At 65.8% G+C, this 22,988-nt stretch carries 22 protein-coding genes; 9 read left to right on the top strand and 13 right to left on the bottom strand.

From position 1 onward, the window contains the following. From U1707_RS04020 to U1707_RS03975, 10 genes are all read right to left on the bottom strand, one after another. Positions 1–456: an EF-hand domain-containing protein gene (locus U1707_RS04020; RefSeq protein ID WP_332798782.1), complete on the bottom strand. Its 456-nt coding sequence runs from the start codon at positions 454–456 to the stop codon at positions 1–3. Between the two features lie 8 nt (positions 457–464). Further along, positions 465–1,490: a tRNA preQ1(34) S-adenosylmethionine ribosyltransferase-isomerase QueA gene (gene queA, locus U1707_RS04015; RefSeq protein ID WP_332798781.1), complete on the bottom strand. Its 1,026-nt coding sequence runs from the start codon at positions 1,488–1,490 to the stop codon at positions 465–467. 7 nt (positions 1,491–1,497) lie between these two features. After that, positions 1,498–2,220, bottom strand: a complete 723-nt coding sequence (locus U1707_RS04010) for a peptidylprolyl isomerase (protein WP_332798780.1) — start codon at positions 2,218–2,220, stop codon at positions 1,498–1,500. A gap of 216 nt (positions 2,221–2,436) precedes the next feature. Further along, entirely contained in the window at positions 2,437–2,943 is a 507-nt protein-coding gene (gene coaD / locus U1707_RS04005) for a pantetheine-phosphate adenylyltransferase (RefSeq protein WP_332798779.1), read from the bottom strand. 22 nt (positions 2,944–2,965) lie between these two features. Further along, positions 2,966–3,856, bottom strand: a complete 891-nt coding sequence (locus U1707_RS04000) for a polyprenyl synthetase family protein (RefSeq protein ID WP_332799056.1) — start codon at positions 3,854–3,856, stop codon at positions 2,966–2,968. 13 nt (positions 3,857–3,869) lie between these two features. Further along, positions 3,870–4,109: an exodeoxyribonuclease VII small subunit gene (locus U1707_RS03995; RefSeq protein ID WP_131585984.1), complete on the bottom strand. Its 240-nt coding sequence runs from the start codon at positions 4,107–4,109 to the stop codon at positions 3,870–3,872. 53 nt (positions 4,110–4,162) lie between these two features. Beyond that, positions 4,163–4,363 (bottom strand): hypothetical protein, encoded by a 201-nt coding sequence (locus U1707_RS03990; protein ID WP_332798778.1) that lies wholly within the window; start codon positions 4,361–4,363, stop codon positions 4,163–4,165. Positions 4,364–4,451: 88 nt separating this feature from the next. After that, positions 4,452–6,122 (bottom strand): GGDEF domain-containing protein, encoded by a 1,671-nt coding sequence (locus U1707_RS03985; protein ID WP_332798777.1) that lies wholly within the window; start codon positions 6,120–6,122, stop codon positions 4,452–4,454. A gap of 611 nt (positions 6,123–6,733) precedes the next feature. Next, positions 6,734–9,052 (bottom strand): ATP-dependent Clp protease ATP-binding subunit ClpA, encoded by a 2,319-nt coding sequence (clpA, locus tag U1707_RS03980; protein ID WP_332798776.1) that lies wholly within the window; start codon positions 9,050–9,052, stop codon positions 6,734–6,736. A 143-nt stretch (positions 9,053–9,195) separates the two neighbouring features. Next, positions 9,196–9,390: a DUF1192 domain-containing protein gene (locus tag U1707_RS03975; protein ID WP_332798775.1), complete on the bottom strand. Its 195-nt coding sequence runs from the start codon at positions 9,388–9,390 to the stop codon at positions 9,196–9,198. A gap of 73 nt (positions 9,391–9,463) precedes the next feature. On the opposite strand from U1707_RS03975, the gene U1707_RS03970 reads away from it, so the two are divergent. The 7 genes from U1707_RS03970 to U1707_RS03940 all read left to right on the top strand — a co-directional run bounded on the left by U1707_RS03970 (position 9,464) and on the right by U1707_RS03940 (position 16,969). Beyond that, on the top strand, positions 9,464–10,495 hold the full coding sequence (locus U1707_RS03970; protein WP_332798774.1) for an NAD(P)H-quinone oxidoreductase: 1,032 nt from the start codon (positions 9,464–9,466) through the stop codon (positions 10,493–10,495). Positions 10,496–10,902: 407 nt separating this feature from the next. Then, positions 10,903–11,787, top strand: coding sequence for a UDP-2,3-diacylglucosamine diphosphatase (locus U1707_RS03965; protein WP_332798773.1), 885 nt, complete (start codon positions 10,903–10,905; stop codon positions 11,785–11,787). Between the two features lie 160 nt (positions 11,788–11,947). Then, positions 11,948–12,970, top strand: coding sequence for a glycosyltransferase family 4 protein (locus U1707_RS03960; RefSeq protein WP_332798772.1), 1,023 nt, complete (start codon positions 11,948–11,950; stop codon positions 12,968–12,970). A 100-nt stretch (positions 12,971–13,070) separates the two neighbouring features. Next, a complete protein-coding gene (locus U1707_RS03955; protein ID WP_107961628.1) occupies positions 13,071–13,748 on the top strand; it encodes a DUF1013 domain-containing protein in 678 nt (225 codons plus the stop codon). Between the two features lie 449 nt (positions 13,749–14,197). Further along, entirely contained in the window at positions 14,198–15,262 is a 1,065-nt protein-coding gene (locus tag U1707_RS03950) for an MBL fold metallo-hydrolase (RefSeq protein WP_332798771.1), read from the top strand. Positions 15,263–15,296: 34 nt separating this feature from the next. After that, the gene (locus U1707_RS03945) at positions 15,297–16,166 is read left to right on the top strand and encodes a dienelactone hydrolase family protein (RefSeq protein ID WP_332798770.1); all 870 of its coding nucleotides are present in this window, start codon (positions 15,297–15,299) and stop codon (positions 16,164–16,166) included. 188 nt (positions 16,167–16,354) lie between these two features. Then, on the top strand, positions 16,355–16,969 hold the full coding sequence (locus U1707_RS03940) for a glutathione S-transferase family protein (RefSeq protein WP_332798769.1): 615 nt from the start codon (positions 16,355–16,357) through the stop codon (positions 16,967–16,969). A 524-nt stretch (positions 16,970–17,493) separates the two neighbouring features. Here U1707_RS03940 and U1707_RS03935 read toward each other — a convergent pair. The 3 genes from U1707_RS03935 to U1707_RS03925 all read right to left on the bottom strand — a co-directional run bounded on the left by U1707_RS03935 (position 17,494) and on the right by U1707_RS03925 (position 20,464). Then, positions 17,494–18,012, bottom strand: coding sequence for a thioredoxin family protein (locus U1707_RS03935; RefSeq protein ID WP_332799055.1), 519 nt, complete (start codon positions 18,010–18,012; stop codon positions 17,494–17,496). Between the two features lie 5 nt (positions 18,013–18,017). Further along, positions 18,018–19,712 carry a DEAD/DEAH box helicase gene (locus U1707_RS03930; protein ID WP_332798768.1) on the bottom strand — a complete coding sequence of 565 codons (1,695 nt, stop codon included), beginning with the start codon at positions 19,710–19,712 and terminating at the stop codon, positions 18,018–18,020. 272 nt (positions 19,713–19,984) lie between these two features. Continuing rightward, a complete protein-coding gene (locus tag U1707_RS03925) occupies positions 19,985–20,464 on the bottom strand; it encodes a hypothetical protein (protein ID WP_332798767.1) in 480 nt (159 codons plus the stop codon). 107 nt (positions 20,465–20,571) lie between these two features. Between U1707_RS03925 and U1707_RS03920 the strand changes: the two genes are divergently transcribed. Together U1707_RS03920 and U1707_RS03915 are read left to right on the top strand one after the other, a co-directional pair. Next, positions 20,572–21,999: an FAD-binding oxidoreductase gene (locus tag U1707_RS03920; RefSeq protein ID WP_332799054.1), complete on the top strand. Its 1,428-nt coding sequence runs from the start codon at positions 20,572–20,574 to the stop codon at positions 21,997–21,999. A gap of 61 nt (positions 22,000–22,060) precedes the next feature. Continuing rightward, positions 22,061–22,846: a SapC family protein gene (locus tag U1707_RS03915; RefSeq protein ID WP_332798766.1), complete on the top strand. Its 786-nt coding sequence runs from the start codon at positions 22,061–22,063 to the stop codon at positions 22,844–22,846. The last annotated feature ends 142 nt before the right edge of the window (positions 22,847–22,988 follow it).

The raw sequence follows: 22,988 nt of genomic DNA, 5'->3' as shown, positions 1-22,988 counted from the left end.
TCAACGTTTCTTGCGGATGCCGTAGCGCTCGCCGACTGGAGCACCGCGGATGGTGATGAGTTCGGCGCGGGTCAGCACGCCGTCCTTGTCACGGTCGAACCGCGCGAAGAACTGTGTGAACCGGGTCTGTAATTCGGCCAGCGTGATTCGGTTGTCGCCATCGCGATCGACTTCGAACGGGCTCGGCAACGCGTTGCGATCGCCGAGCCACGCCTGCGCCCAATCGGCATAGGCGATGTACCCGATGGAGCCGGTCGCTGCGCCCTCGGCGGTGGCATAGCTCCGCGCGACACAGGCGGTCAGCTCAGCCTGCGTCACGCGGCCATCGCCATTCGCATCGCAGGCGGCGATGAACAGCGCCGCGGGCTCGGCGAAGATCGTTGCAGGCGGCTGCGGCGTCCCCGCGGGCGGCGGCGCGGCGGTAATGGCCTGGAGCAGAGCGAAAGCGAGCAGCATGCCGCCCGTCATGGCAGCAGAAGCGAGGCGTCGCCATAGCTGTAGAAGCGATACTTCTCAGCGATCGCATGCGCATACGCCGCCTGCATCCGCTCGCGCCCCATCAGCGCCGACACCAGCATGAACAAGGTGGAGCGCGGCAGGTGGAAATTGGTCATCAGCCCGTCGATCCCACGAAACCGGTATCCCGGCGTTATGAAGATCGCGGTGTCGCCATCGAACGGCCGGATAACGTCGTCCTCGCCGGTCGCGCTCTCGATCAGCCGCAGCGACGTAGTGCCGACCGCGATCACGCGACCACCGGCGGCACGCACCGCGTTAAGCCGATCCGCAGTCCCCGCATCGATCCGTCCCCACTCAGCGTGCATCCGGTGCTCGGTCGTATCGGTCGCCTTGACCGGCAGGAACGTCCCCGCTCCGACATGCAGCGTCAGTGTGGCGTGTTCGATACCTGCGGCATCGAGCGCTGCCATCAACCCAGGCGTGAAATGCAGCGCCGCGGTCGGCGCCGCGACCGCACCCGGTTCGGACGCGAACATCGTTTGGTAATCGTCCGCATCGCGTTCGTCGGTCGGGCGCTTGCCGGCGATATACGGGGGCAGGGGCATGTGGCCCGCGCGCTCCAGCAGCAGTTCGACCGGCTCGTCGCCCGCGAACACCAGCGCGTAACTCCCGTCATCCTCGCGATCGACCGCCGCCGCGCTGACGCCGTTGCCGAACTCGATCACGTCGCCATCGCGCAACCGCCGCGCGTTGCGGATGAACGCGCGCCACCGCCTGGGGCCCTCACGCTTGTGCAACGTCGCGCCGATCTTCGCATCGCCGCGCCGCCCGTCGAGCTGCGCCGGGATCACGCGCGTATCGTTGAACACGAGCATGTCGCCGCGCCGCAACAGCGAGGGCAGGTCCGAAACGCCTGCATCAAGCGTGCGATCACCTTCGAGCACCAGCATCCGCGCAGCATCGCGCGGCGCCGCAGGGCGGAGCGCGATGTTGTCGGTCGGCAGGTCGAAGTCGAAAAGGTCGACGTTCAACGCGAGATCACTTCTTTGCAGGAGCCTTCTTGACCGGCACCTTGCGGGCCGGCGCGAGCTTGGGCTTGGCCGCGTCGGGGCCGCTAGCCGTACCAGGCAAAGTCACCGGGGCGCCCAACGCAGGGGCGGGCGGACCCGCGACATACGCCGGAGGGTTGTCCGCCGCGATATACGCGTGAACGATCCGCGACGGGTTCGCCGGCGGCTCGCCACGCTCGATCGCGTCGACATACTGCATTCCGTCGATCACGCGACCGAACACGGTGTATTTCTTGTCGAGGCTCAGGCGCGGCTGGAAGACGATGAAGAACTGGCTGTTCGCGCTGTCCTCCTTGTCCGACCGCGCTGCCGACACCGCGCCGCGGACATGCGGCAGGTAGTTGAACTCGGCCTTCAGGTCCGGCAGCGTCGATCCGCCGGTGCCGTCACCCTTGGGATCGCCGCCCTGCGCCATGAAGCCGTCGATGACGCGGTGGAAGGCGAGACCGTCATAGAAATGCTGGCGAGTGAGCGTCTTGATCCGCTCGACCATCAGCGGCGCGACATCGGGCCGCAGCCAGATCGTCACGCGACCGCCGGTCGACAGGTCGAGCAGCAGCAAATTCTGCTTGTCGGTCGTAAGCGGCGGCGTCGCGCGCGCAGGGGCGGCTACGACATCCTTCTTCTGCGCCGCGACCGGCACCGTGACCAGGCACCCGAGCAACGCGAACATTCCGACGAAAAAGCGCATCAAATTCCCACTCGAAAGAGGCCCGGCGCAACCAGGCTGCCGCCACTTAGAGCAAATCCCGGCTTGCGCCAATCTGAACGTGATGGGGGATCACTGCTCCCCTCCCTGAAAGGGAGGGGCCGGGGGTGGGTTGGCCCGCTTGAGCCTCAAGCGTTTGACCAAGCGGAACCCGACCCACCCCCAACCCCTCCCTTCCAGGGAGGGGAGAACGCGAGGTCAGCTCCCCTTGCGCCCGATCTTCTCCACCCGTGCAACCACCTCTTCACGCACCGATTCCGGCACGAACTTGGCGATGTTCCCGCCGTACAGCGCGATCTCCTTCACTAGCCGGCTCGCAATCGGCTGCAACGCGACATCGGCCATCAGGAAGACCGTTTCGACGCGCGGATTGATCTGCTGGTTCATCCCCGCCATCTGATATTCATATTCAAAGTCGGCGACGGCGCGTAAGCCACGGACGATCACTTTCGCACCCTGTCGCTCGGCAAAATCCATCAGCAGCGAATCGAATTCGACGACCTGGATGTCGCCGCCGATCCCAGCGACCTCGCGGCGGACGGTCGCCATCCGCTCCTCGATCGTGAACATCGGCGACTTGGACGGGTTGGTCGTCACGCCGATTACCAGTCGGTCGACCAGCTTCGCCCCGCGCCGGATAATGTCCATATGGCCAAGGGTGACCGGATCGAACGTGCCTGGATAGACACCAATGCGTGCGGTCATGTCGGACTCTCCGGTTATCGGTTCAGCGGTCGCGTTCGAGCACGTAGCGCGCGATATCCCGCAACAGATCGGCTTCCTTGCCATAGCTGTGGAGATGCGCGATCGCCTGGTCGACCAGCATCCGCGCCTGTTCGCGCGCCCGTTCGGGGCCGAGTAGCGACAGGAACGTCTCCTTGCCGGCGACCTCGTCCTTGCGCAGCTTCTTGCCCGCGACGGCCTCGTCGCCCTCGGCGTCGAGCAGGTCGTCGGCGATCTGGAACGCGAGCCCCAGATCATGCGCATAACCGCGAAGCCCGACGCGCCCCTCAGGCGGCAGGCGCCCCAGGATAGCCCCGGCCTCGACCGATGCCGAAATCAACGCCCCCGTCTTCATCTGCTGGAGCCGCGTGACGGTGTTCAGGTCGAAGCGCGTGTTCTCCGCCTCGATATCCATCTTCTGCCCGCCCGCCATGCCGTTCGGGCCGGCAGCGCGCGCCAGGTCCATGACCAGTTCGATACGCACGAACGGATCGGGATGTGTCGCCGGATCGGCCAGGATCTCGAACGCCAGCGCGTGCAGGCAGTCGCCGGCCAGGATCGCGGTCGCTTCGTCGAAGATCTTGTGCACGGTCGGCTTGCCGCGCCGCATGTCGTCGTCATCCATCGACGGCAGGTCATCGTGGATCAGCGAATAGACGTGGATCGCCTCCAGCGCGGTCGCCGCCCGCGCCGAACAGTCGCGCGCGACGTCGAACAGGTTGGCGGTCGCGAACACGAGCAACGGTCGCAATCGCTTGCCCCCGCCGATCGCCGCATGCCGCATCGCCCGGTACAGGTCGCCGCGCGGATCGTCGGGGATCGTCAGCAACTGGTCGAACTGCCGGTCGATCTCGGCCGACACATCGGCGAGTGCGGCATCCAGCGTGACGGGCATCTGGCTCACCGGTTCAGGCCGCCGCGAACGGACGGACGCCGGCGGGCTTGCCGTCGCCGTCCAGTCGGATGGCCTCGATCCGCGCCTGCGCCGCGTCGAGCCGGTCGGCGCAACGCTGACGCAGCTTGTTGCCGCGCTCGTACAGCTCGATCGCCTGCTGGAGCGGCGTATCGCCGCTTTCCAGCTTCCCGACGATAAGCTCGAGTTCCTTCAGTGCATCCTCGAACGCGAGGTCTTCGATCGGCGTGTCCATACCCGGTGCTATGGCGCAGGCACGCGATGGGGGTCAAGGACGTGCGCTAGCCTTCAGCGCAACCGGTTCACGGTCCAGGTATAGAGTACCGAAACGCCGACCAGCCCGAAATCGACCGCCGCCTGCATCCGGTGCGGTGCGGGATCGCGCGAGTCGTGTGTAACGAGCTTCAAGTCGACGGTCGGGTGCCGCACCGCGAGCATCGTTACCGCGAGCAGCCCTGCGACCATCAGCGTTGCCTTACGATTGCGCATCCCGTGTCCCCCCGATGATGACGGATCATGTCGCAAATCGCGCCTGCCGACAAGTCGAGCTGCTAAACGTGCAGAGCAGGCGAAATGGTCAGGCGGCGATGCACAGTCGCGGTGCCTCGCGGGCACGGTCTCGTCCCGCCGCCTTCGCCGCGAACAACGCCCGGTCGGCGCAGTTGTAGAGCAGTTTCCAGTCGGTCTCGTTCAGCAACGGCCCGGTGCAGGCACCGATGCTGGCGGTCACCACGATGTCGAACGGCATCCGCTGGCCGCGCAGCCGGTCGAGCACGGCGTCGGGCGTGACCGCGTTCGCCGCGTCGAGCAGGATGGCGAACTCTTCGCCGCCGATCCGCGCCACCAGCGCGTCGGGCGGCACCGCAGCACGCAGCGCGCGCGCGACGACGCGCAGCACCTCGTCGCCGCCATCATGGCCGATCGTCTCGTTGACCCGCTTGAAATGATCGACATCGGCGATCAGCAGCATCTGGTCGCCGGGTCGTCCGATCGCCTGCGCCAGGAACGCGCGCCGATTGAGCAGCCCGGTCAGCGGCTCGGTGTCTGCCAGCAGCCGTGCGGCGATCTCCTGTTCGCGCGCGGTATCGCGTTCGACGCTGAGCAGCCGGATCCGGTAGGCGATCGCCAAGCTCGACAGCATCGATTCGAGCGCCATCGACAGGATCGTCGAATTGTCGAGCCACCGGCTCCATTCGATAAGGCCGAACGCATTCGCCACGCGCAGACCCGCCACCGCGATCGGCACGCTCCAGGCCAGCGCGAACAGCCACAGGAACTTGCTCCTTACGCGCCATGCCCGGAAGAGGACGGTGGGGATCAGCACCAGCAATGCGAGATACGCAATCGCCAGCAGCGTATCGAGCATATGGAAATGCCACGGGGCGAAGGCCGCCCATACCAGCCCGGCGAACAGCAACCCTGCCATCACGATCGTACTCGCCGGGCGCAGCCATCCGGTGAACACCGCCCGCTCGAAGAAGGTGCGCGCGAACAGCAGCGCCGACGCCGCGGATCCGGCGAGGAACAGTGCGTTCAGTCGCTGGCGATCATTGTTGTCGAGCGTCGGTACAAGCTGGCCCAGCGCTCCCGACGAGGTCAGTGCATAGGCGAAGAGGCACAGTACGAGCAGGCAGTAAGCGGGCTGGAACGCTTGCCTCAGCGCCCCCCACAAAGCTAGGTTGTAGACGATCAACGCGATAGCCATGCCACCGAAGGCGCCGTAGAGCGCGGCGAGCAGAATTTCGGTGACATCGCGCTGGTCGTGATTCGCGATCGCCGGGCCAAGGATCAGTCCGCGCAGGTTCGCCGCACCCTCGACATGCCAGAGTAGTCGGACCGGCGCCGCATCGTGTCGCGGCAACGGCTGGACGATCACTGCGCCAAGCCCCAGCAACCGTCCCGCAGTGCGCGAGGTGAAGCCGGTACGGCGGATCGAACCGTCGGCATACAGTATGAAAAGCGTGACCCGGTTCACCCAGGTGCTGCCATAGCGGACCGTATGGCCGTTCCCGCTGATCGCGGGCAGGCGCTGTGACAGGATCCAGAAATCGCCACTGCCAAATCGGGTTTGCGACGTGGCGCAGTCGAAACCACGCGGCTGGCCGAACAAGGCGCCCGGCGTCTGTCCGGAGACCGCAGGACGAACGCAGACTGACAGGGGTATGCCCGTCACCGCAGCGGCCGGCACGGCAAAGGCAACGCCGAACGTCAGCGCCAACGCGCCGATCATCCACCGCAGCCATGCCATGCTTTCCATACCGCAGCGCTAGCCCCTGCTTCCCCAATTATAAGTAAACGGCGGCGAGATTGGTGATGGATCGTCGATGCTCCACGTATCCTCCCCCGCCAGGGGCGATGGCTGGCGTTTGCCAGACGGTGGAAGGGGTTAGGCAGAACTCTGTTCCGTGCCTCCCCTACGTCGCCTTCGGCACCCCCCCGACGGGGAGAATCGGTACCGTCCGGACAATGCACCTCCCCGGCGAAGGCCGGGGCCCAGTTGGCGAGGTCGTTATAACTGAGCGCAACCATCGCCGGCTCCGTTTCCCACTTGGACCCCGGCTTCCGCCGGGAAGGGTCTTCCGCCGGGAGGTGCCTCCGCCGGGGAGGGGGGCGCTCAGGTCGAAGGACCGAAATATTCAGGCTCGGCTCGCGCTCCTTGTTCTCCCGCGAAGGCGGGAGCCCAGTCTGGGCCCCCGCCTTCGCGGGGGAACACGCTCCCTTGTGGCTAGGGGGGCCGAACCGAGCCCTGAGGGTCGACCCGTCCCGCAACCATCGCCCAGCCCAAGACGACGGCGCCCAAAAAAAAGCCCGCCCCCGGATCGCTCCAGCGGCGGGCTCATAACATCTAACAGACGGGCGTTACTTCGCGTCGACGGTCTCGACCTTGCCCTTCTTCTTCGGCTTCTTCGGCGCAGCAGGCTCGATCGCGAACGACAATGCGCCGTCCTTCATCTTCACCGTAACCTCGCCGCCATGGACCAGCTTGCCGAACAACAATTCCTCGGCAAGCGGCTGCTTGATCTTCTCCTGGATCAGGCGACCCATCGGCCGGGCGCCGTACAGCTTGTCATAGCCCTTGGTCGTCAGCCACGCCTTCGACTCGTCGTCGAGGACAATGTGCACACCGCGATCCGCCAGCTGAAGTTCGAGCTGAAGGATGAACTTGTCCACCACCCGCGCCACGACCTCGGTCGGCAGATACCCGAACGGCACCACCGCATCGAGACGGTTGCGGAATTCGGGCGTGAACATCTTCGTCACAGCCACCTCATCCTCGCCCTCACGCGAAAGGTTGCCGAAGCCGACCGTCTCGCGTGCCATGTCGCTGGCGCCCGCATTGGTCGTCATAATCAGGATGACGTTGCGGAAATCGACCGACTTGCCGTGCTGGTCGGTCAGCCGCCCATTATCCATCACCTGCAAGAGAATGTTGAACAGGTCCGGATGCGCCTTCTCGATCTCGTCGAGCAACAGGACGCAGTGCGGGTTCTGGTCGATCGCATCGGTCAGCAGACCACCCTGGTCGAACCCGACATAGCCCGGCGGCGCACCGATCAGACGGCTGACCGAATGCCGCTCCATATATTCGGACATGTCGAACCGCTGGAGCGGAATGCCGAGGATCGTCGACAGCTGCTTGGCGACTTCGGTCTTGCCGACACCCGTAGGCCCCGTGAACAGATAGTTGCCGATCGGCTTCTCGGGCTCGCGCAGGCCCGCCCGCGCCAGCTTGATCGCCGACGACAGCTTCTCGATCGCCGCATTCTGCCCGAACACGACACGCTTCAGATCCGTCTCCAGCGTCGCCAGAGCCAGCTTGTCGTCGGTCGAGACCGACTTCGGCGGGATGCGTGCCATCGTCGCGATGACCTGCTCGATCTCCTTGGGCGTGATCGTCTTCTTGCGCTTGTTCGGCGGCACCAGCATCTGCATCGCGCCGACCTCGTCGATCACGTCGATCGCCTTGTCCGGCAGCTTGCGGTCGTTGATGTATCGCGCCGACAGTTCGACCGCCGACTTGATCGCATCGGGGGTGTATTTGACGTTGTGGTGATCCTCGAACGCCGAGCGCAGACCCGCGAGGATCTTGATGGTGTCCTCGATCGTCGGCTCGTTCACGTCGATCTTCTGGAAGCGCCGCAGCAACGCGCGGTCCTTCTCGAAGTGATTGCGGAACTCCTTGTACGTCGTCGAGCCGATGCAGCGGATCGTGCCACCCGACAAAGCCGGCTTGAGCAGGTTCGATGCGTCCATAGCGCCGCCACTCGTCGCACCCGCACCGATCACGGTGTGGATCTCGTCGATGAACAGCACCGCATCCGGCAGCTTCTCGAGCTCGTTGACGACCGCCTTCAAGCGCTCCTCGAAGTCACCACGATACCGCGTCCCCGCCAGCAACGCGCCCATGTCGAGCGAGTAGATCACGGCAGGCAACAGCACGTCGGGCACGTCGCCCTCGACGATCTTGCGCGCCAGGCCTTCCGCGATCGCGGTCTTGCCGACGCCGGGATCACCGACATAGAGCGGGTTGTTCTTCGACCGGCGGCACAGGATCTGGATCGTGCGATCCACCTCCGGCCCGCGTCCGATCAGGGGATCGACCTTGCCGTTCTTGGCCTTCTCGTTGAGGTCGACCGTGAATTGCTTGAGCGCGCTTTCCGTCTTGCCCTTCTCCTGTCCCTTGGCCGGCTTCTCGTCGTCCGCACCCTTGGGCGTGGAGGCTTCGGTCGCCTGCTGCCCGCCCTTGCCGACACCGTGGCTGATGAAGCTGACCGCATCGAGGCGGCTCATGTCCTGCTGCTGCAGGAAATAGACGGCATAGCTCTCGCGCTCGCTGAACAAGGCGACGAGCACGTTGGCACCCGTCACTTCGTCGCGGCCCGAGGATTGGACGTGCAGGATCGCGCGCTGGACAACGCGCTGGAACCCGCTGGTGGGGGAGGGGTCGGTCGCCGCATCGACCTTCAGCGCATCGAGTTCGCTGTCGAGGTAATGCGAGACGGTGTTCTTCAGATCGCCGATCTCGACGTTGCACGCGGTCATGACCTTCGACGCATGTTCGTCGTCGATCAGCGCGAGCAGCAGATGCTCCAGCGTCGCATATTCGTGCCGCCGGGACGATGCCGCCTCGAGCGCCTTGTGCAGCGTGGTCTCGAGGGCGGGTGCAAATGATGGCATTTACAATACTCCTGTCGGGCCGCGAGAACGCGGGCCCTTTGCAACTATGTCGGCATTGATATCGGCCGCATCAAGCACTTGAACCCGGCCCCGTCCGTTCCTGCGCTGTTCAAAAACAACCGGTGGGTAGGCGGGCAGGGCAGTCACCGCCTGAAAAGGTCGTCGGCGACGGCCCGGTGGCTGACCGCACGATCCTTCTTCAGCTGGCATCGCGCGATCTCGCCCTGCAGAACGGTGATCCGCGCATCGAGCTCGGCGACCGACAACGGATCGAGGTCCTGTCGCACGAGTGCGTCAAGCAGATCGTCGGGACGGGAGGGGGTGTCTTCCAGGTCCATCGTGCCTCTAACGTTGACCCGCACCAGAGTGATGTCAATAAGGCGCGGAAATCTAAAGGGACGTGACGAACAGATGACCGCGAAACCCGAACTCGAATCCAGTAACGCAGGTTTACCTGACGTCATGAAGGCGATCGATCCGGCGCAGCCCGGCGGTCCCGAAGTCCTGGTGCTGGTCGATCGTCCCGTACCCGTGCCGGCCGCGGGCGAGGTACTGGTCAAGGTTGCCGCCGCTGGCGTCAACCGTCCCGAAGTCATGCAACGCCAGGGCAAATACCCGCCACCCCCGGGTGCGCCCTCAATCCTCGGAATGGAAATATCCGGCACGATCGTCGCGGTCGGCGAAGGCGTCGGCGACGAGCAGATCGGCCAGTCGGTCTGCGCGCTGATCTCGGGCGGTGCCTATGCCGAATATGCGGTCGCGCCGTTCGGCCAGTGCCTCCCTGTTCCCGACGCGCTGACGATGGTCGAAGCGGCGGCGATGCCCGAGACGCTTTTCACCGTGTGGACCAATCTGTTCGAGCGCGCCTACGCGATGGAAGGCGACACGGTCCTCGTCCACGGCGGCACCAGCGGGATCGGCACGATGGCGATCGGGCTGTGCAACCTGTTCGGGATCGACATCATCGTCACCGCCGGCTCGAAGGCCAAGTGCGAAGCCGCGCTCAGCTTGGGCGCGACGCATGCGATCGACTACAAGTCCGAGGATTTCGTCGAGCGCGTGAAGCAGATCACTGGCGGCAAGGGCGTCGCTGCGGTGCTCGACATGGTCGGCGGCGATTACGTGCCGCGCAACCTGCAATGCCTCGCAGAAGACGGCCGGCACGTGTCGATCGCTGTCCAGGGCGGCATGATGGCGACCGTCCCGCTGTTCGAAATCATGCGCCGCCGCCTGACGCTGACCGGCTCGACGCTCCGCCCGCGCGACACCGCATTCAAGTCGCTGGTCGCGGACGAACTCGCGCGCACCGTCTGGCCGCACGTCGAGGCCGGCAAGCTGAAGCCGGTGATCGACCGCACCTTCGCCTTCGCCGACGCACCGGCAGCACACGCGCGGATGGAAGCAGGCGATCACGTCGGAAAGATAGTCCTGACGATGGGGTGAGGATGGGGCACCAGACGCCGCGCCCCCTCCCGTCACCCCAGCAAAAGCTGGGGTATCCCCTTTTTGACGGCCGACACCCCTCCAGCGCCACCACCACCACCCCGGCGAAGGCCGGGGCCCAATTGGGGGACGGTGCTGATCGCGCGTAGCTCTCCGTTACTGCGACCTTTCCAATTGGGCCCCGGCCTACGCCGGGGGGGGAGTATTCAGCTAGGCCAGTCTGCGCAAAACGCTACTCGGCCCCGGACCTGTTCTCCCGCGCAGGCGGGAGCCCAGTCTGGACCCCCATCTTCGCGGGGAAGCAGACTATACTCGCCCATGACTTCGAAGAGTCACCAGACTGCGACTACCCTGTCACAATACTCGGCTAATACTCGCGACAAGGTTAGTTTTGCGGGGGCAGGCTTATGGACGCCGTTACGACGTTTTCGCCATCTGGCATCATGGGCGCCGACATCACCGATATCGCCGACTTCATCCACTCGCGCCCGGCAGTTCCGGAGCCGATCGTCGAGCGACGCCAGTATCGCACGATCTGGATCTCCGACGTCCATCTCGGCACGCGCGGCTGCAACGCAGTCATGCTCAACGACTTCCTCGATCACGTCGACAGCGAGACGATGTACCTCGTCGGCGACATGATCGACGGCTGGCGGCTGAAGAAGAAATTCTACTGGCCCGCTGCCCACAACGACGTCCTCTGGCGGCTGCTGAAGCGCGCCAAGCGCGGTACGCGCGTCGTCTACATCCCCGGCAATCACGACGAAGTGTTCCGGCAATATTCCGGGCTCGACTTCGGCGGCATCTCGATCCGGCGGAAGGCGATCCACGAGACCGCCGATGGTCGCCGGCTGCTGGTGCTACACGGCGACGAGTTCGACGCGATCACGCTCGCCCACCGCTGGGTCGCGCACATCGGCGACGCCGCCTACACGATGCTGATGGGCCTCAACCGTTGGGTCAACGGCGCACGCCGCCGGATGGGCATGCCCTATTGGTCGCTGTCGAAGCACGCCAAGGCAAAGGTCAAGAACGCGGTCGCCTTCATCTCGCACTTCGAGGAGGTCGTCGCGCATGCTGCCGGCGTCCGCGGCGTCGAGGGCGTGGTCTGCGGTCACATCCATACCGCCGAAATGCGCGATATCGCCGGCATCGCCTATTACAACGACGGCGACTGGGTCGAAGGCTGCACCGCGTTGGTCGAGCATTTCGACGGCCGCATGGAGTTGCTCCACTGGGGCGACGAGATCGCCGCGCGGGAGCGCGACAAGGTAATAGCGATTGCTGCGTAACTAACCCTCTCCCCGATGGGGAGAGGGCAAGCCGCGTCAGCGGCGCGGGTGAGGGCAAGTCCACAACGCTAACGAAAAGCGTCCCCTTACCCTCCCACCCGGCTGCGCCGGCCGGGTCCCTCCCTCTCCCAGACGGGCGAGGGCAAGCAGGAGAAGACCGATGCGTATCGCGATCGTCACGGATGCCTGGAGCCCACAAATCAACGGCGTCGTCCGCACGCTTCAATCGGTCCAGCGCGAACTCGAATCCGTCGGTCATCAGGTCCTGGTGGTTTCCCCCGAACGCTTCGCCTCGATGCCGTGCCCGACCTATCCAGAGATCCGCCTCGCCTTTGCCCGCTCGGGCGCGGTCGGTCGCATGCTCGCCGCATTCGGCGCCGACGCCATCCATCTCGCCACCGAAGGCCCCGTCTGCCTCGCTGCCCGTACCTGGTGCCTGGCTCGCGCTCTTCCGTTCACCAGCGCCTATCACACACAATTCCCGGACTATATCGCCGCGCGCACGGGCGCGAACCCCGACTGGATCTGGCGCTACATCCGCTGGTTCCACCGTCCCGCGCAGTCGATCCTCGTCTCCACGCCGTCTGTGGCGAAGACGCTCGCGGACCAGGGCCTGCACCAGGTCCGCGAATGGGGCAGGGGCGTGGACTTCGCGCAGTTCGGCCTCGACGGCGCGCGCGACCCGGACATGGCCTCGCTCCCCGGTCCGATCCTGCTCTATGTCGGGCGCGTCGCGGTCGAGAAGAACATCGAGGCGTTCCTGTCCTCCGCGCATCCCGGTACGAAGGTCGTCGTCGGCGACGGCCCCGCCCGCGCCGCGCTCGCCCGCCGCTTTCCGCATGCCGTCTTCCTCGGCCAGCGCTCGGGCCTCGACCTCGCTGCCGCCTATCGCACCGCCGACGTGCTGGTCTTCCCGAGCCGCACCGACACGTTCGGCCTCGTCATGATCGAGGCGCTCGCCTGTGGTACGCCGGTCGCGGCCTTTCCCGTCACCGGCCCGATCGATGTTCTCGACGACCGCGTCGGCGCCATGAACGAAGACCTCGATACCGCGATCGCCACCGCACTCACCCGCGACAGCGTGACCTGCGCCGCCTACGCCGCACGCTACAGCTGGCCCGCCAGCGCGCGCCAGTTCCTCCACGCGCTCGTGCCGCTCGAAGGAAAGCTCATGGCGGCCTGACGCTTGATCGCTTGCTTGATAGCGCGGCGCGCACTAAGTCTCTCCCATGTCAGGCCGCTCCGAAAGGGGCGGCCCTTTCTATTTTTACGGAGTTCTCGCCGTGGCCCAGCCGCTCATGCCCCACGCGACCGCCGCCTGGATGGTCGACAATACCGCGCTCAGCTTCGAGCAGATCGCGGACTTCTGCGGCCTGCACATCCTCGAGATTCAGGCGATCGCCGACGACACGACCTCGACCAAGCTCACCGGTCGCGATCCCGTCCGCGCACACGAAGTGACGCAGGACGAGATCGACAAGGGTGCCGCCGATCCCGATTATCAGCTCAAGATGATCAAGGGCCCCGAGCAGGTCCGCCGCACCAAGGGGCCCCGGTATACGCCGGTCTCGAAGCGCCAGGACAAGCCCGACGGCATCTCGTGGATCATCCGCAACCACCCCGAAATCACCGACGGCGCGATCTCGCTGCTGATCGGCACCACGCGCACGACGATCGCCGCGATCCGCGACCGCAGCCACTGGAACATCGCCAACATCACCCCGAAGGACCCGGTCACGCTGGGCCTGACCTCGCAGCGTGAGTTGGACGCGGCAGTAGCCAAGGCAGCCAAGGCAGCCGGCATGGAAGCCCCGACCGATACCCGCCTCGAAGGCGACCGCGAGGTACTCCTCCAGCAGCTCCGCGCCGAGCGCACCCAGGCGGCAGCGGACGCGCAGTTCGTGGCCGAGGGCGGCGTCCTCCCCGTCAAGCCGCTCTTCGACGACCCCTTCAAGCGCTGATCGCACTTCCCCTCCCGCAAGCGGGAGGGGGCAGGGGGTGGGCTCGCGCTCTCCTCGTGCAATACGGCTAGCGAGGACCTCCAACCCTTGAGCCCAAACCCCACTCGACCCAAAGCGTGAGTCCGCCCCTGCTTCTCCGTCATGCCGGGCTCGTTCCGGCATCCACGGTCCCGCAAAATCGATAGAATTTGGTTTGCGGAAGGGTGGACCCCGGAACAGGTCCGGGGTGACGGAGCACACGCGAATCCGCGGGCCAACTCAATCCTCCCCCGCCAGGGGGAGGTGGCTGGCATTCGCCAGACGGAGGGGGAGGCAAGCGACCATCTCGGCTCCGTGTCCTCCCCCTCCGTCACCTGCGGTGCCACCTCCCCCTGGCGGGGGAGGATCGAGAGAGGGGCGGCCGCGAAGCAGCACTATCTCCCGCCCCATCCAGTTGCTAACCGCAACGGATGGCAACCGCACCCGACACCGCATTCGCGCCCACCAGCCACAAGGGCCTGACCTACCCCTTCGGCGGCGCGGAGCCAGCGAACGGCGGCACGATGCAGGTCGCCCCCGGCATAGACTGGGTCCGCCTCCACATTCCCGGCCCCTTACGCCACGTAAACTGCTGGCTCCTCGCCGACACTGACGGCGAGGCGCTGGTCGACACCGGCATGAACACCGCGGCCGCGCGCGACGCCTGGAAAGCCCTCTTCAAAGGCCCCAAGGCGGACGTTCGCATCACGCGAATGATCGGCACGCATTTCCACCCGGATCATATCGGCCTCGCCGGCTGGATGTGCGATCACCATTCCGCACCCCTGATCATGACCCGAGCCGAATGGCTCACCGCGCGCATGCTCGCCGCCGATGCCCGCGACTCTGTCCCGCACGAAGTGCTCGCCTTCTGGCAGGGTGCAGGCTGGGACGCCGATCAGATCGCCCACGCGACCGGCAAGGGCTGGGCCGGCTTCCGGAAAATCATCACCCCGCTGCCGCTCAGCTATACCCGCATCGAAGACGGCGACACCCTCACGATCGGCACGCGCGACTGGCGGATCGTCACCGGCTCGGGTCACTCCCCTGAACACGCCTGCCTGCTCGACGAAGCCGAAGGCATCCTTATCGCCGGCGACCAGGTCCTCCCCCGCATCAGCCCCAACGTCTCGCTCGGCGTCACCGAACCGAACGCAGACCCGTTGGGCGAATGGTTCGCCTCGATCGCCAAGCTCAAGACGCTGCCGTCGAACCTGCTCGTCCTCCCCGGCCATGGCGACCCGTTCACCGGCCTCCACACCCGCCTCGACGCGATGGACCGTGAACACCGCGAGCGTCTCGACGAACTCGCCGTCTTCCTCGACGAACCCCGCCGCGCGGTCGATTGTTTCGGCCGCCTGTTCCGCCGCGCGATCGGACCCGACGTGCTCGGCATGGCGACCGGCGAGGCGCTAGCCCATCTCCGCCGCCTCGAAGTCGAAGGCCGCGCCGCCCGCGAAACACGCGATGGCGTGTGGTGGTGGCGCAAGGCTTGAGCTAGCATGCGGCCAAACTCAAGAGGATAGGCCCATGTGCGACGAGCATACCGCAGACGATAACGAAGCCTATCTGGCCGGCGTCTCGCGCCGCCAGTTCGGCGTGATGACCGGCGCGATGGGCCTGACGATGCTGCTCCCCGCGCCCGCAAACGCCGCGGTCATCAAGGGGCGCGACGTGTCGATCACCACGCTCGACGGCAAGGCCGACGCCTATTTCGTCGCGGCCGCCACCGGCAAGCATCCCGGCGTGCTGATCTGGCCCGACGTGATGGGCCTGCGCCCCGCCTTCCGCCAGATGGCCGACCGTCTCGCGCAATCGGGCTATGCGGTGCTCGTCGTCAACCAGTTCTACCGCTCGACCAAGGCACCGTTTTTGAAGCCCGGCGAATCCTACGACCAGCCCGCCGTCCGCGCGCGCATCGCACCATTCCGCGAAGCGCTTACGTCCGAAGGCACGGTCCGCGACGCGCGTGCCTTCACCGCCTTCATCGACGCGCAACCGCAGGTCGATCGCAAGCGGGGCATGGCCTCCACCGGCTATTGTATGGGCGGCCCGATGGTCATGCGTACCGCCGCAGCCGTCTCCAACCGCATCCGCGCGGGCGCGACCTTCCACGGCGGCGGTTTCGTCACCGACAAGCCAGACAGCCCGCACCTGCTGATCCCGCAGATAAAGGGCCGATACCTCATCGCAATCGCCGCCAACGACGACGCCCGCGCGCCAAAGGAGAAGGACACGCTCCGCACCGCATTCGCCGCAGCCAAATTGCCGGCCGAGATCGAGGTGTACGAAGGTACGATGCACGGCTGGTGCCCGCCCGACTCCAAGGTCTACAATGCAGTCCAGGCGGACAAGGCATGGTCGCGGATGCTCGCCCTGTTCGACAAGGCGCTGGTATAAATCTCTTCTCGTCATCCTGACGAAAGTCAGGACCCAGAGCCAAAAGGGGCTGACCCTCGTGGCTCTGGATCCTGGGTCAAGCCCAGGATGACGGCAGTTGGAGCGACGTCCTGCAACCAAAGGCGGCGCTTGACGCTGATTCCGCCCCATGAGACCATCGTTCACGATCCGTTCTCAAGGAGAGTCGCATGACGCTGACCCTGTACACCAACCCGATGTCCCGCGGCCGCATCGCGCGCTGGATGCTCGAAGAGGTCGGCGCCACGTATGAGACGATCGTCCTAGACTACGACACGACGATGAAGGCTGAGGCGTATCGGGCGGTCAACCCGATGGCGAAGGTCCCTGCGCTGATCCACGACGGCAAGACCATCACCGAGTGCGCCGCGATCTGCTCCTATCTCGCCGAAGCGTTCCCCGACGCCGAGCTCGCGGCCCAAGCAAACGAACGCGCCGATTATTACCGCTGGCTCTTCTACGCGGCCGGCCCGGTCGAGGCGGCTACCGGCAATCGCGCGCTCGGCGTCGTACCCGATGCCGCGCAACAGCGGATGATCGGCTATGGCAGCTTCGACCGCGTCATCGACGTGCTGGAACAGGCCGTGGCGGCGCACCCGTATATCGCTGGCGACAGGTTCACCGCCGCCGACGTTTACGTCGGATCGCAGGTCATCTGGGGCATGCAGTTCGGCTGGCTCCCAAAGCGCGCAACGTTCGCCGACTATGCCGCTCGTCTTACCGAACGCCCGACGTATCTACGCGCTGCAGCACTGGACGACGCCCTGATCGCGGTCGCCGCGTAAGGGCGAGCGACCGCGCCGCGCAAACCCGTCATTCTGACGAAAGTCAGGATCCAGAGCCACAGGGGCTAACGCCTGGAATCCTGGGTCCTGACTTTCGTCAGGATGACGGCGACAATTGGAGTCAACGGAGCGGCTAAACCGGCTTACTAGAGAACCGATTGCCTCGCGACTAATGCCACACAACGGATGTCGGACTTTACGAGCAAGAGGGGCGCGCTGGACTGCCTCACAAGCACGAGGGCAGTGTCGAACTAGCATTAACCGCTAGCGGCAGCTCGCACGATTTAGCGGCTCGGACCCATTCCCTCTCCCATCGGGGAGAGGGAGAGACGCCGAAGGCGGCGAAGGATGAGGGCAAGCCGCACAGAGCGACGTAATGTTGCTACCCAACTTCGGCGCCGGATAGGATGACCGACGGTTGGCGAAACGGTAATGGTCAGGAATCGAAGCAGAACAACAGAACCACCCCGACCGCCTCAAGCCCGCCGAAAGCCAGTCCCCCAAACGCCCTCAAAAACCCCCGATCAGGCCGCCCACTTCGCCAGCCAGTTCGCCAGTGCCTGCGGCCCCATCGACCGCGCATCTGCCAGCTCGGTCTCATGCCCAGCGTTCAGCAACCGATTACTGCGCGGATCGACCACCAGCACCGCCGGCACGCCCTTGAGCCGCCCCTTGATGCCGTAGCCCGCCGCAATCTGTCCGTTCTTGTCGAAGCGGCCGATGTCGACCGTTACCACCACGAACTTGCTGTCCACGAACCGCTTCATCTCCGGCAGGTCGATCGTCCCCGCCAGCAGCCGGCAGTCGAGGCACCAGTTGCCGCCGAGATCGATCAGCAACCGCTTGTGCGTCTTCAGCGCGCGAGCCCGCGCCGCGGCCACCTGCGCATTGGCGTTCGCCGACTCGTCATACGGCAGCGGCAAGGGCTGCGGCAGCTTGTCGAAGCTCGCCGTATTGACGTGCGGCGCCACGACCTTCGCGCGAGGGGCAGCCGGTGCGGCCACCGCAGTGGCAAGCAGTCCGAGGGCGGCGATACGGCGCATCGACATCATTCATATCCTCCGATCACGGCATTGAGGAAGCTCGGGAACGGACCGTTCCAGCCATCCGCCGGTGCATCGGCGACCGGCTGGGGACGGCCACGGTTCGGTTCCGCCGGGACACGCTCCCAACGTGGCGGTTCGACCTTTGCCGCGTCCGGACGAACAGGCTGCGACCGGACCGCCTCAGCCCGAACAGGGGCACGAACCGGTTCCACATACTCCGGCTCGACCTTAACCGGCTCGACCTGGACCGGCTCAGCCCGTACGACTGCCGTCCGGACTTCCTCAGCAACGCGCGGCTTAACCGCAGGCACAGGCTCGTCGATCGGCGTTCGTTCCCACCGCGGGCGCTTTGCCGCCACGACCGGTTCGATCGCAGCAAGCACTTCGGCGACGATCGCCGGCGCCACCGTGTCTTCGCGCGGCACGCGACGAGTCCGCGGCTGCTCGCGTGCGGCATCCTCGGCGATGGCGACCGGAGCCGCACCTTCCGTGCGTCCTCCGCGACGGTTCCGCGACCGTTCGCGACGCGGCGCGCCCACGTCCTCTTCGACCTCCACGGCAACCGGCGCCACGACCTTCGGCTCCGCGTTCAGCCGCTCGATCGTCTGACCCGTCAACTTCTCGATATTCTGGATGTTCTCCGCATCGTCCGGCGCGACGAACGTGTACGCCGTACCGCTCGCCCCCGCACGACCCGTCCGCCCGATCCGGTGGACGTAATCGTCCGGATGCCACGGCGCGTCATAGTTGAACACCGTCGACACGCCCTTGATGTCGAGCCCGCGCGCCGCGACGTCGGACGCCACGAGGATCGTCACCGCCCCCGACTTGAACAGCTCGAGTTCGGCCAGCCGCTGCGGCTGTTCCATGTCGCCATGGATCTCGCCCGACTTGTAGCCCGCCTGCTTCAGCACCTTGTTCAGGTCGCGCACCGTCGTCTTGCGGTTGCAGAAGATGATCGCGTTCGTCACTTCCTCCTGCGCGAGAATGCGGCGCAGCGTGTCGCGCTTTGCGCTCTGGCTCGGCACCGGCACCAGATACTGCTTGATGTTCAGGTTGGTCGACGCCGGGCGCGACACCTCGATCATCTTGGGATTGGTGAGGAACTTGTCCGCCAGCTTCTTGATCGGCGGCGGCATCGTCGCCGAGAACAGCAACGTCTGGCGCTGCTTCGGCAGCTTGGTGCAGATTTCCTCGATGTCGGGGATGAAGCCCATGTCGAGCATCCGGTCCGCCTCGTCGATCACCAGCAGCGAACAGCCGTTGAGCATGATCTTGCCGCGCCCGAACAGGTCCATCAGCCGGCCCGGCGTCGCGATCAGCACGTCGACGCCCTTCTCCAACGCGGCGAGCTGGTCGCCCATCGAGACGCCCCCGATCAGCAACGCCATCGAGAGGTTCGAGTTCACCCCGTATTTCTCGAAATTCTCGGCCACCTGCGCGGCGAGTTCGCGCGTCGGCTCGAGGATCAGCGAACGTGGCATCCGCGCACGACTGCGCCCGTGCGCCAGAATGTCGATCATCGGCAGCACGAACGACGCGGTCTTGCCGGTGCCTGTCTGCGCGATACCGATGATGTCGCGCATCATCAGCACCGACGGGATCGCGCCGGCCTGGATCGGGGTCGGCTCGGTATAGCCGGAGTCGGTAACTGCTTTCAGCAGTTCGTCGGAGAGGCCGAGATCGGCAAAACTCATGCAAATGTCCGGTAAATGGAGGGTGAAAATGCACTGCCCTCAAGCATTCCGGCGCTCGCTGATTTGGCGACAAATGTCAAGGAAACGCGGCGAAACGAAGGTGGGGACGAGGCGGCGGGCGGCGTATTTCCGCAAAAACCCCCGTCATCCTGACGAAAGTCAGGATCCAGAGCCAAGCAACGTACCGTCAGTTACTCTGGATCCTGACTGTCGTCAGGATGACGGAGCGAGGTGAGACTGCGTTCGCCATACACGCGACTGTCAGGGCCCCGCTATTTCTTCAACCGCAAGCTCTTGAACCCGTCGATCTCGCACCGCGCGCCCGACCGCATGCGAATGGCGTCGCGATCCCTGCAGATCAGGCCGTCCGGTCCCGGCCGCAGATAGAAACCCGAATAATAATCGAGCGGCTTGCAATCGCCGTCCAGTCGCGCGCGCAATCGCGTCGTGTCGGCCATCAGCAGGTCGAGCGCGCCTTCCTTGTTCAGCATCGCGCCGGCGATCTCGGCGACTGCGATGCATTTCGGGCCCTTGTGCTCCTTCCACTCCCTCGGCGGCATGTAGGTGCGCGAGGGCATCCGGCTCATCCGGGGCACGCGTATGATGACGCGCTCGTGGATCGAGAGTTGCGCGACCTGCATGCCGTCCAACGCGAACCCGGACGACGCGGCGGGCGACGGCATATCGCGCATCGCCGCAGCGAAGGGTCCCGCGAGCGCGAGCAGGGTGGCGGGAATCACGGGATGGATCATGTTGACGTAATCGTTAGGGCCATTCGTTGAACGCGCGATGAATTTTGTCTAGCGCGTGGTTCGTGGCCGAAATTCAGACAGCAACCCTGACGCCTTCGCAGACCGCGATGCTCGAGTCCCTCTCCGCGCGGCTCGACCGCAAGGCGATCGTCACCGATCCCTGGGATATCGATCCCTGGCTGCACGATTGGCGCGGCCGCTTCCACGGCGTCGCGCCCGCGATGCTCGCGCCGACCTCGACCGCGGAGGTGGCGCTGATCGTGCAGGCGGCGGCCGAGCACCGCGTGCCGCTCGTCGCGCAAGGGGGGAACACCTCGATGGTCGGCGGCGCGACCGCGCCTGTCGACGGCAGCGCGCTGATCCTGTCGCTGCGTCGTCTCAACCGCATCCGCAGCATCGATACCGACGCCGGGCTCGCCATCGCCGAGGCCGGCGTCATCCTCGCCGACCTCGACGGCGCCGCGCAAGGGCAGGGGTGGCGCTTCCCGCTGACGCTCGGCGCGCGCGGGACGGCGACGATCGGCGGGCTCGTCTCGACCAACGCCGGCGGCACGCAGGTGCTCAAGTTCGGCACCATGCGCGGCCTCGTCGCGGGCGTCGAGGCGGTGCTCGCCGACGGTACGATCCACGACGGCCTGTCCGCGCTCAAGAAGGACAATCGCGGCTACGACCTCGATCAACTCTTCATCGGCGCGGAGGGCACGCTGGCGATCGTCACCGCCGCGACGCTGCGCCTCGCCCCGGCGATCGCCGCACGCGGCACCGCATGGGTCGGCATCGCGTCCCCCCAGGCGGCGCTCGAACTCCTGCGGAGCATGCAGGCGCGGACCGATGCGATCGAAAGTTTCGAGATCCTCCCCGCGGAGTCGCTCGACGCCGCGATCGCGCATCTCTCGAACGCCCGCCCGCCGCTCTCGGGCCGTCATCCCTGGCACCTCCTGATCGAGGCCACGGCGGCCACGACCGAGGGCGAGTCCCCCGCCGCACTTCTCGAACGCCTGCTGGCCAGGGCGCTGGAGGACGGCGCGATCGAAGACGCGACGATCGCCACCAGCGAAGCCCAGTCGGACGCGTTCTGGCTCCTGCGCGATTCGCTGTCCGCCGCCGAACGCGCACTCGGCCCCGCGACGCAGCACGACATATCGATTCCCGTCGAGACGATGCCGCGCTTCATGATCGAGGCGGCGGCGGCCTGCGACGCACGCTTTCCCGGCACGCACGCCAGCGGCTTCGGCCATCTCGGCGACGGCAACGTCCATTTCCACGTCCGCGCCGCGCCCGGCACCGACCCCGCGCGCTGGTATGCGGAGGATGCAACCGTCGTGACCCGCTTCGTCGGTGACCTCGTCACAGCGGCAGGCGGCTCGATCTCCGCCGAGCACGGCATCGGTCAGATGAAGCTGGGCGAACTCGAACGCCTGTCGTCGCCGGCGCGCATGACCGCGCTTCGGGCCATCAAGTCGGCGCTCGATCCGCTCGGCATCCTGAACCCCGGCAAGCTCGTCACACTTGCACCCCCGCCCGGCGCACCATAGAGCCTCGCCCCAATCGGTGGCACCAGCCACCGGCATTTGAACGACCGATCCGGAGAGTAACATGGCCAGCACCGCTCAGCTTCCGCTTTTCTATAATGGCCTCGAGCCGCTTTCGAGCGACACGCATGCGAACTTCAAGGTCCGCCCTCAGGACAGCGCACCGTTCCTGGTCGGCCAGCACGCCATTCCGATCACCGTCGACGAGTTTCCGCTCGTCCAGCGTCACATGCCGATCGTCTTCTCGGTCGGTGACGACGCCATCCCGCTCGCGCTGATGGGCCTGAACGAAGGCGTCAACGTGTTCGTCGGCGAAGACGGCAAGCTCACCGAGAACACGTTCTACGTGCCGGCGTATGTCCGCCGTTACCCCTACATGCTCGCCCGCCTGCACCCCGATGCGCAGGAGCTGTCGCTCTGCTTCGATCCGACCTCGCAGGCGATCGGCGAATTCGAGGACGGCGATGCGCTGTTCGAGAACGGCCAGCCGACCGAGCTGACCAAGAACATCCTCGGCTTCAACGAATCGTTCGAACAGGCCGGCGCGCGCACGCAGAACTTCATGAACGAACTGCGCGAGCTCGAACTGCTGATGGACGGCGAAGTCACGATCCAGCCCGACGGCGCCGACCAGCCGTTCGTCTATCGCGGGTTCCAGATGATCAACGAGGAAAAGCTGATCGACCTGCGCGGCGATGCGCTGCGCAAGATGAGCAAGTCGGGCATGCTTCCGCTGCTCTACGCGCACCTGTTCTCGCTGTCGCTGATGCGCGACATCTTCGCGCGCCAGGCGCAGCTCGGCATGACGCCACAGCCGCAGATGCCCGCACCTGCGCAGTTCAACGTCTGACACCGGGCTGAGCACGCGCCTTGGCATTGCACCGATGCTCGATCGTCGGTGAGACACTGGTCGCCGCATTCGCTACAAAAAATTGCGTGTGCGGCGCACCAAGGGTTGAACCAAATCGGCGGTTCACCCATTTAGATCCTGT

Source organism: Sphingomonas sandaracina (genome assembly GCF_036663695.1).
Lineage (GTDB): Bacteria > Pseudomonadota > Alphaproteobacteria > Sphingomonadales > Sphingomonadaceae > Sphingomonas.
Note: the sequence above shows the minus strand (reverse complement) of the source record. Positions and strands in the feature narration are given on the sequence as shown.

Coding starts and splice junctions, on each gene's coding strand:
- U1707_RS04020 (WP_332798782.1), bottom strand. CDS start 456: ATGCTGCTCGCTTTCGCTCTGCTCCAGGCCATTACCGCCGCGCCGCCG.
- U1707_RS04010 (WP_332798780.1), bottom strand. CDS start 2,220: ATGCGCTTTTTCGTCGGAATGTTCGCGTTGCTCGGGTGCCTGGTCACG.
- coaD (WP_332798779.1), bottom strand. CDS start 2,943: ATGACCGCACGCATTGGTGTCTATCCAGGCACGTTCGATCCGGTCACC.
- U1707_RS04000 (WP_332799056.1), bottom strand. CDS start 3,856: ATGCCCGTCACGCTGGATGCCGCACTCGCCGATGTGTCGGCCGAGATC.
- U1707_RS03995 (WP_131585984.1), bottom strand. CDS start 4,109: ATGGACACGCCGATCGAAGACCTCGCGTTCGAGGATGCACTGAAGGAA.
- U1707_RS03990 (WP_332798778.1), bottom strand. CDS start 4,363: ATGCGCAATCGTAAGGCAACGCTGATGGTCGCAGGGCTGCTCGCGGTA.
- U1707_RS03985 (WP_332798777.1), bottom strand. CDS start 6,122: ATGGCATGGCTGCGGTGGATGATCGGCGCGTTGGCGCTGACGTTCGGC.
- clpA (WP_332798776.1), bottom strand. CDS start 9,052: ATGCCATCATTTGCACCCGCCCTCGAGACCACGCTGCACAAGGCGCTC.
- U1707_RS03975 (WP_332798775.1), bottom strand. CDS start 9,390: ATGGACCTGGAAGACACCCCCTCCCGTCCCGACGATCTGCTTGACGCA.
- U1707_RS03970 (WP_332798774.1), top strand. CDS start 9,464: ATGACCGCGAAACCCGAACTCGAATCCAGTAACGCAGGTTTACCTGAC.
- U1707_RS03965 (WP_332798773.1), top strand. CDS start 10,903: ATGGACGCCGTTACGACGTTTTCGCCATCTGGCATCATGGGCGCCGAC.
- U1707_RS03960 (WP_332798772.1), top strand. CDS start 11,948: ATGCGTATCGCGATCGTCACGGATGCCTGGAGCCCACAAATCAACGGC.
- U1707_RS03950 (WP_332798771.1), top strand. CDS start 14,198: ATGGCAACCGCACCCGACACCGCATTCGCGCCCACCAGCCACAAGGGC.
- U1707_RS03945 (WP_332798770.1), top strand. CDS start 15,297: ATGTGCGACGAGCATACCGCAGACGATAACGAAGCCTATCTGGCCGGC.
- U1707_RS03940 (WP_332798769.1), top strand. CDS start 16,355: ATGACGCTGACCCTGTACACCAACCCGATGTCCCGCGGCCGCATCGCG.
- U1707_RS03935 (WP_332799055.1), bottom strand. CDS start 18,012: ATGCGCCGTATCGCCGCCCTCGGACTGCTTGCCACTGCGGTGGCCGCA.
- U1707_RS03930 (WP_332798768.1), bottom strand. CDS start 19,712: ATGAGTTTTGCCGATCTCGGCCTCTCCGACGAACTGCTGAAAGCAGTT.
- U1707_RS03925 (WP_332798767.1), bottom strand. CDS start 20,464: ATGATCCATCCCGTGATTCCCGCCACCCTGCTCGCGCTCGCGGGACCC.
- U1707_RS03920 (WP_332799054.1), top strand. CDS start 20,572: ATGCTCGAGTCCCTCTCCGCGCGGCTCGACCGCAAGGCGATCGTCACC.
- U1707_RS03915 (WP_332798766.1), top strand. CDS start 22,061: ATGGCCAGCACCGCTCAGCTTCCGCTTTTCTATAATGGCCTCGAGCCG.